The sequence below is a fragment of the Peptoniphilus indolicus ATCC 29427 genome (assembly GCF_000227315.1).
Classification (GTDB): domain Bacteria; phylum Bacillota; class Clostridia; order Tissierellales; family Peptoniphilaceae; genus Peptoniphilus; species Peptoniphilus indolicus.
In genome coordinates this window covers 116,508-121,955 of record NZ_JH165064.1, presented here as the reverse complement: position 1 = coordinate 121,955, position 5,448 = coordinate 116,508, and the positions used below count along the sequence as shown (strand labels likewise).

6 protein-coding genes and 1 tRNA gene are annotated in these 5,448 nt (G+C 29.1%); 4 read left to right on the top strand and 3 right to left on the bottom strand.

The annotated features are described in order from the left end of the window. The first annotated feature begins 117 nt into the window (after window positions 1-117). From HMPREF9129_RS08160 to HMPREF9129_RS08150, 3 genes are all read left to right on the top strand, one after another. A complete protein-coding gene (locus HMPREF9129_RS08160; protein WP_004822413.1) occupies window positions 118-993 on the top strand; it encodes a LysR substrate-binding domain-containing protein in 876 nt (291 codons plus the stop codon). 124 nt (window positions 994-1,117) lie between these two features. Next, window positions 1,118-1,633 (top strand): GNAT family N-acetyltransferase, encoded by a 516-nt coding sequence (locus tag HMPREF9129_RS08155; protein WP_004822411.1) that lies wholly within the window; start codon window positions 1,118-1,120, stop codon window positions 1,631-1,633. A 153-nt stretch (window positions 1,634-1,786) separates the two neighbouring features. Beyond that, a tRNA-His gene (locus HMPREF9129_RS08150) sits at window positions 1,787-1,863 on the top strand. 161 nt (window positions 1,864-2,024) lie between these two features. Here HMPREF9129_RS08150 and HMPREF9129_RS08145 read toward each other — a convergent pair. Both HMPREF9129_RS08145 and deoD read right to left on the bottom strand, forming a co-directional pair. Further along, complete coding sequence (locus HMPREF9129_RS08145) at window positions 2,025-2,612, bottom strand: helix-hairpin-helix domain-containing protein (RefSeq protein ID WP_004822410.1); 588 nt, start codon at window positions 2,610-2,612, stop codon at window positions 2,025-2,027. An 8-nt stretch (window positions 2,613-2,620) separates the two neighbouring features. After that, window positions 2,621-3,316 carry a purine-nucleoside phosphorylase gene (gene deoD, locus HMPREF9129_RS08140; protein ID WP_004822409.1) on the bottom strand — a complete coding sequence of 232 codons (696 nt, stop codon included), beginning with the start codon at window positions 3,314-3,316 and terminating at the stop codon, window positions 2,621-2,623. Between the two features lie 77 nt (window positions 3,317-3,393). On the opposite strand from deoD, the gene HMPREF9129_RS08135 reads away from it, so the two are divergent. Beyond that, the gene (locus tag HMPREF9129_RS08135) at window positions 3,394-4,623 is read left to right on the top strand and encodes an aminopeptidase (RefSeq protein WP_004822408.1); all 1,230 of its coding nucleotides are present in this window, start codon (window positions 3,394-3,396) and stop codon (window positions 4,621-4,623) included. Here the strand turns inward: HMPREF9129_RS08135 and HMPREF9129_RS08130 are convergent. After that, window positions 4,616-5,448: ribonuclease H-like domain-containing protein (locus HMPREF9129_RS08130; RefSeq protein ID WP_004822406.1), on the bottom strand; the 833-nt coding region annotated here is incomplete at its 5' end. The genes HMPREF9129_RS08135 and HMPREF9129_RS08130 overlap by 8 nt on opposite strands.

Here is a 5,448-nt window from a genome sequence, read left to right as displayed (position 1 = left end):
CCAACTCCTATCTAAAAATAAAATTCAAATTTATTATACAAATAATACTATTAAAAATAAAATTATAATATGTTATACTTGCATAAGAAAAATTTATTGAAGGTATATAGGTGCACAATGATAGATTATAAAATGAACACGTTTATGGCAGTTTGTAAGACTTTGAATTTTACTCAAGCATCAAAAGAGTTAAACATAACACAACCTGCTGTTTCAAATCATATAAAGGCCATAGAAGAAGAATATGGAATTGATTTATTTAGGTTTCAAGGTAAGAAAGTAATTTTAACAGAAGAAGGAAGACTACTCTTGAATTTAATTAGCTCTATGACCAATGATATAGAGCATTTTAAAGACTATTTAAGTCACAATAGAAGTAAGATTAGACTTAACTTTGGGACAACACTCTCTATTGGAGAATATGTAATGTCTCCAATACTTACAAAAATAATTTCGAAAGAGTCTGAATTGTCACTTAGAATGGTAGTAGAAAACACTCAAAAACTTTTAGAATTGTTGGACACTGGAAAAATTGATTTTGCAATAATCGAAGGCTATTTTAAAATAAACTCCTATCAAAGTAAGGTATTTAAAAAAGATAGATTGATACCAGTTTGCTCTAAAAATTATATGGATAAAGATAATGTTGAAGTTAAAGAGATATTTGATAATTGGCTTTTTATAAGAGAAGAAGGTTCGGGAACAAGAGAGGTATTAGATAGAACGCTCAGAGGAATGAACTACTCAATAGATGATTTCAAAAACATATCAGAAATTGGGAACTTGAATACAATTAAAGCATTAGTTGAAAATGGTTTGGGTATTTCATTTTTATATGAGTCTGTAGTAGAAAAAGAAATAAAAAATGGAAATTTGAGAGAAATACTTTTAACAGATTTTAGAGCAGAGCATGACTTTACATTTTTATGGAAAGAGGGAAGTTTTTATTCTGATTATTACGAAAATTTATTTGAAATATTAAAAGGAGAGTAGCAAAACCTATATAAACTATTTTAAAATTAGATAGTCCATAAGTTAATAGTAAATTATAAAATAAATTAATATTTGGATGATTGAAGAATATTAAATAATTATACATAATTTTTTATATGGAGGAGTGAAATATTTGGAAATTAGATATATAAATGAATCTGACAATAAAATGGAAATCAGTGAAATATATGAGAAAAGTTGGAGATATGCATATAAAAATATAATTCCTCAAGAATTTCTTGATTCAATTGAAAAAGGTAAGTGGATACCAATATTTGATTTCCCTGATTGGAGCACTGTTGTATGTATTGAAGATGGTAAATATATTGGGACTATGAGTTTTTCTAAGTCGAGATTTCGGGAGTACTTCTCTTATGGGGAAATTATTTCTTTTTATATACTTCCGGAATATATAGGGAAAGGTTATGGTAATAAAATACTAAAGTATGTAACCAAAGAGTTATACAAACTAGGATATAGTAAATTGTTACTTTGGGTTTTAGAGGATAATTATTTGGCAAAAAAGTTTTATAAAAGAAATGGGTTTATAGAAACAGACAATTATATGGTTGATAATATTGGAGGAAAAGAATTAAGAGAAGTTATGTTTATTTACAAAAATGAAGATATAATGATTTAAGCTCAACAAATGAATAAAGAAAGATAATATTATTCATTTGTGTGGGATTATTCAATCTTCCATTCAAACTATGAATAAAAGGTAAGTGTTAATTTGAATAAAAAACATTTGACATCTTTATTAAATTTTGTTATTATATTGTTATCGGTTTTGGTGGATATGGCCTAGTTGGTTAGGGCGCGAGTTTGTGGCACTTGAGATCGTGGGTTCGAATCCCACTATCCACCCCATAAAATTTAAAACAGTTTAAAATGTTTTTGAATGGCTTATTTGAGTCATTATTTTTTTGCTTAAAATTCCAATTATATTTATATATCTTTTTTAATAATAAAACTTTTAGGAGATAATATATATATTGAATTAGGACTCCATAATTTAAAGAGCCCTAATATTAAACAGAAATAGAATCTTGTAGCGATTCAAAAGTTTTTTCTCCAATACCTGGAACGTTCATAATGTCCTCAATTTTTTTGAATTGATTTTTTTCACGATACTTTATAATACTCTGAGCTGTTTTTTCACCGACATTTGGCAATTTAATTAAATCTTCTTTAGAAGCTGTGTTTATATTTATCTTTCCAAGACCACTGCTACTTGAGCTTGATTCTTCTACTTCACCAATATATGGAATATAAATTCTATCTTCATCAGATACTTTTTTTGCTAAATTAATATTATTTATATCTGCATCATCAAACATTCCACCACAAGCGTTAACTGCGTCAATAACTCTTGATTCTGGAGGAAGTTTTACAAGACCTGGACTTTTAACACGGCCTGCAACGTGTACATAAATTTCTTCATTAGGTATTTCTTCTTGTATAGGCTCAGATTCTTCATCAGAAATTTCGTCAGAATTATCTACTAAAAGATTAGGGTGATATTTAAAGTCTGAATTTACATCAACATATATTTTAGCTGCAAACATTGCTACAACGACAAGCAAACCAATTAAAATTTTATTTTTTTTAAAGTCCATTTCAACACCTATAGGTTAAGTGCGATTTCCATCATCTTTGTAAAAGAGGTTTGTCTTTCTTCAGCAGTTGTCTCTTCGTGAGTAATTAATGAGTCAGAAACTGTTAGAATTGTAAGAGTTTTTTTACCTAAGTTGGCAGCTATTGCATAAAGTGCGTAGGATTCCATCTCAACTGCCAAAACTTTCATTGATTGCCATTTTTTCCACGCATCTACATCATCTTGATAGAATACATCTGATGAAAGTACATTTCCAACGTGAACTGTAATTCCTAAATTTTTAGCATTGTTGTAAGCTGATAGTAGTAAATCAAAATCTGCTATAGCACTAAAAGTTCCAGGAAGTTTATAATTTTCTTGGAAGGCAGAATTAGTACAGGCTCCTTGTGCAAGAATTATATCGTACAAATTTAAGTCTTTTGAATAAGCTCCACAAGAACCAACTCTTACAATGTTTTCAACACCATAAAATTTAAATAGTTCATAAGCATATATACCGATAGATGGAATTCCCATTCCACTACCCATTACAGAAATTTTATTTCCCTTATATTCTCCGGTATATCCAAACATATTTCTTACATCAGTAACTAGAGATACGTTTTCCAAATAGTTTTCAGCTATGAATTTTGCTCTTAAAGGGTCTCCGGGCATTAATACAGTTTTTGCGAATGCATTTTCTTTTGCGTTTATATGTGGTGTCATAAAATCATCTCCTTAGAGGTATTTTATAATATTAAAGTAGTAGAGGCAATATGATATAATCAATATGAGGTGATTTAATGACATTCGAAAAAAATTTGGAAAAATATGCAAAGTTAATAATAAATATGGGGATAAAAGTTAAACAAGGTGACATGGTTTCAATTTCGGGAGAGGTTGTTAATTATGAATTTTTAAGACATATAGCTGAGGAAGCTTATGCAGCTGGAGCAACGGATGTAAAAATTCACTATAATGACCAAAAATTTACAAAATTAAAATATCAAAAATCTCCTTTAGAAGTTTTGACAACTGTACCGGATTATGTAATAGATGAGCAATTATATTTGTTGGACAACAAGGCTAAGTATGTAAAAGTTATAGGCTCTGACCCAAATGGATTAAAGGGTGTTGATTCCGACAAACTACAAAAAGCTATTATGGCAAGGTCAAAAGCTTTAAAAGAAGTCGACAAGAGAATGATGAATAGCGAAACTTCTTGGATTGTAGTTGGGGCACCAACTGTTGAATGGGCTAAGTCTGTATATCCTGAATTGAGTGATGATGAAGCTGTTGAAAAATTGTGGGATGCTATTTTCAAAACTACAAGAGTTGATTTGGAAGAGCCTGAAAAAGCCTGGGAAGAGCATATTAATAATTTGAAAAAGTGGTCAAACTTCTTAAATGAAAATGAATTTGAGATGTTACATTTTAAATCTGAAAAAGGTACTGATTTAAAAGTTAAACTTCCAAAGGGATATATTTTTGCAGGAGCAAGTGAGTATGCGAAAACAGGCGAAGAATTTGTAGCTAATATACCTACAGAAGAAGTTTTTTCTCTACCTCACAGAGAAGGTGTTGATGGAATAGTTTATTCTACAAAACCTTTAAATTACAATGGAAACTTAATTGATGAGTTTTATTTAAAATTTGAAAATGGAAAAGTAATAGACTTTGACGCTAAAGAGGGATATGAAACTTTGAAGAATCTTTTGGAAACAGATGAAGGGGCTTCAAGAATTGGTGAGGTTGCACTCGTTCCTTATGATTCTCCAATTTCAAATTCAGGAATATTATTCTTTGAGACTTTATATGATGAAAATGCAGCATGCCATTTAGCTCTTGGTAAGGCTTATCCAACTAGCATAAAGGATGGGGACATCATGAGCGATGATGAACTTATAAATGCGGGCGCAAATGATTCTCTAGTACACGTAGATTTTATGATAGGAGATGCGACTACTGATATAACAGCTCATAAGGGAGATGAAGTAGTTCAAATCTTCAAGGATGGAAATTTTGTCATATAGCTAGTAGAGAGTTTAGATAGTATTTGGCTAAAGACAATATATTTTCCCAAAGTGGTGTTTTATAATATAGCAAATGAATTTGTGGTGGGCTTAAAATCTTTGAAAGATTTGTTAGCTCATCATTTTTATTTAGCACATAAAAAACAAGTTCATCATCTGAATATTTGCCGTCCTTAACTTCAATAGTCAGCTTGAAATTATTTTTTGAAACTTTTATAGAATGATAGAAAGAATTTATTTCTAAATCTTTTTTAAAACTAGTTTGACCTAAGATAGTTAAAAAATTGTTTTTAAACTCTAGTGTTTCAATTCTAAAATCATAATCTTGAATTTTGAAATTTATATTATCTTCTATCTGTTCAACAATAGTTAGAGATTTTTCAAGATAGATTAAGCTATCTTTTGCGTGTTGAATTACTTCGGATAATTTATCAGAGTCTTGAGAAATTAAATATTGTTTAATTGAGTTTGCAATTTTAAAACCGGATATATACTTTGGACGCACTAATCCCAAATATTTTTCTATTTCTTTTTGTTTTAGAGAGTTGAGATTTAAAATAAAATTGAAATTTTTTAGATACTCATGTAAATCAAAATTATTTTCTGGAGCAAAGCTCATCTTATAAAATTTAAGCTTTTCTTCGATAAATGCCAAATCAAAACTGTTTCCACTAAATGTTATTAAATTTTTAGTAGAAATATTATTTATTAATTCAATTTCATCTTTTAAATTAGAAATGTAGTTTATATTTAATAAGCCTGAGTTTACATCTAAAGTTGCCACCATAAAGACAGAATCTGTAAATTTAGATAAGCCTGTAGTTT

Coding starts and splice junctions, on each gene's coding strand:
- HMPREF9129_RS08160 (WP_004822413.1), top strand. CDS start 118: ATGATAGATTATAAAATGAACACGTTTATGGCAGTTTGTAAGACTTTG.
- HMPREF9129_RS08145 (WP_004822410.1), bottom strand. CDS start 2,612: ATGGACTTTAAAAAAAATAAAATTTTAATTGGTTTGCTTGTCGTTGTA.
- deoD (WP_004822409.1), bottom strand. CDS start 3,316: ATGACACCACATATAAACGCAAAAGAAAATGCATTCGCAAAAACTGTA.
- HMPREF9129_RS08135 (WP_004822408.1), top strand. CDS start 3,394: ATGACATTCGAAAAAAATTTGGAAAAATATGCAAAGTTAATAATAAAT.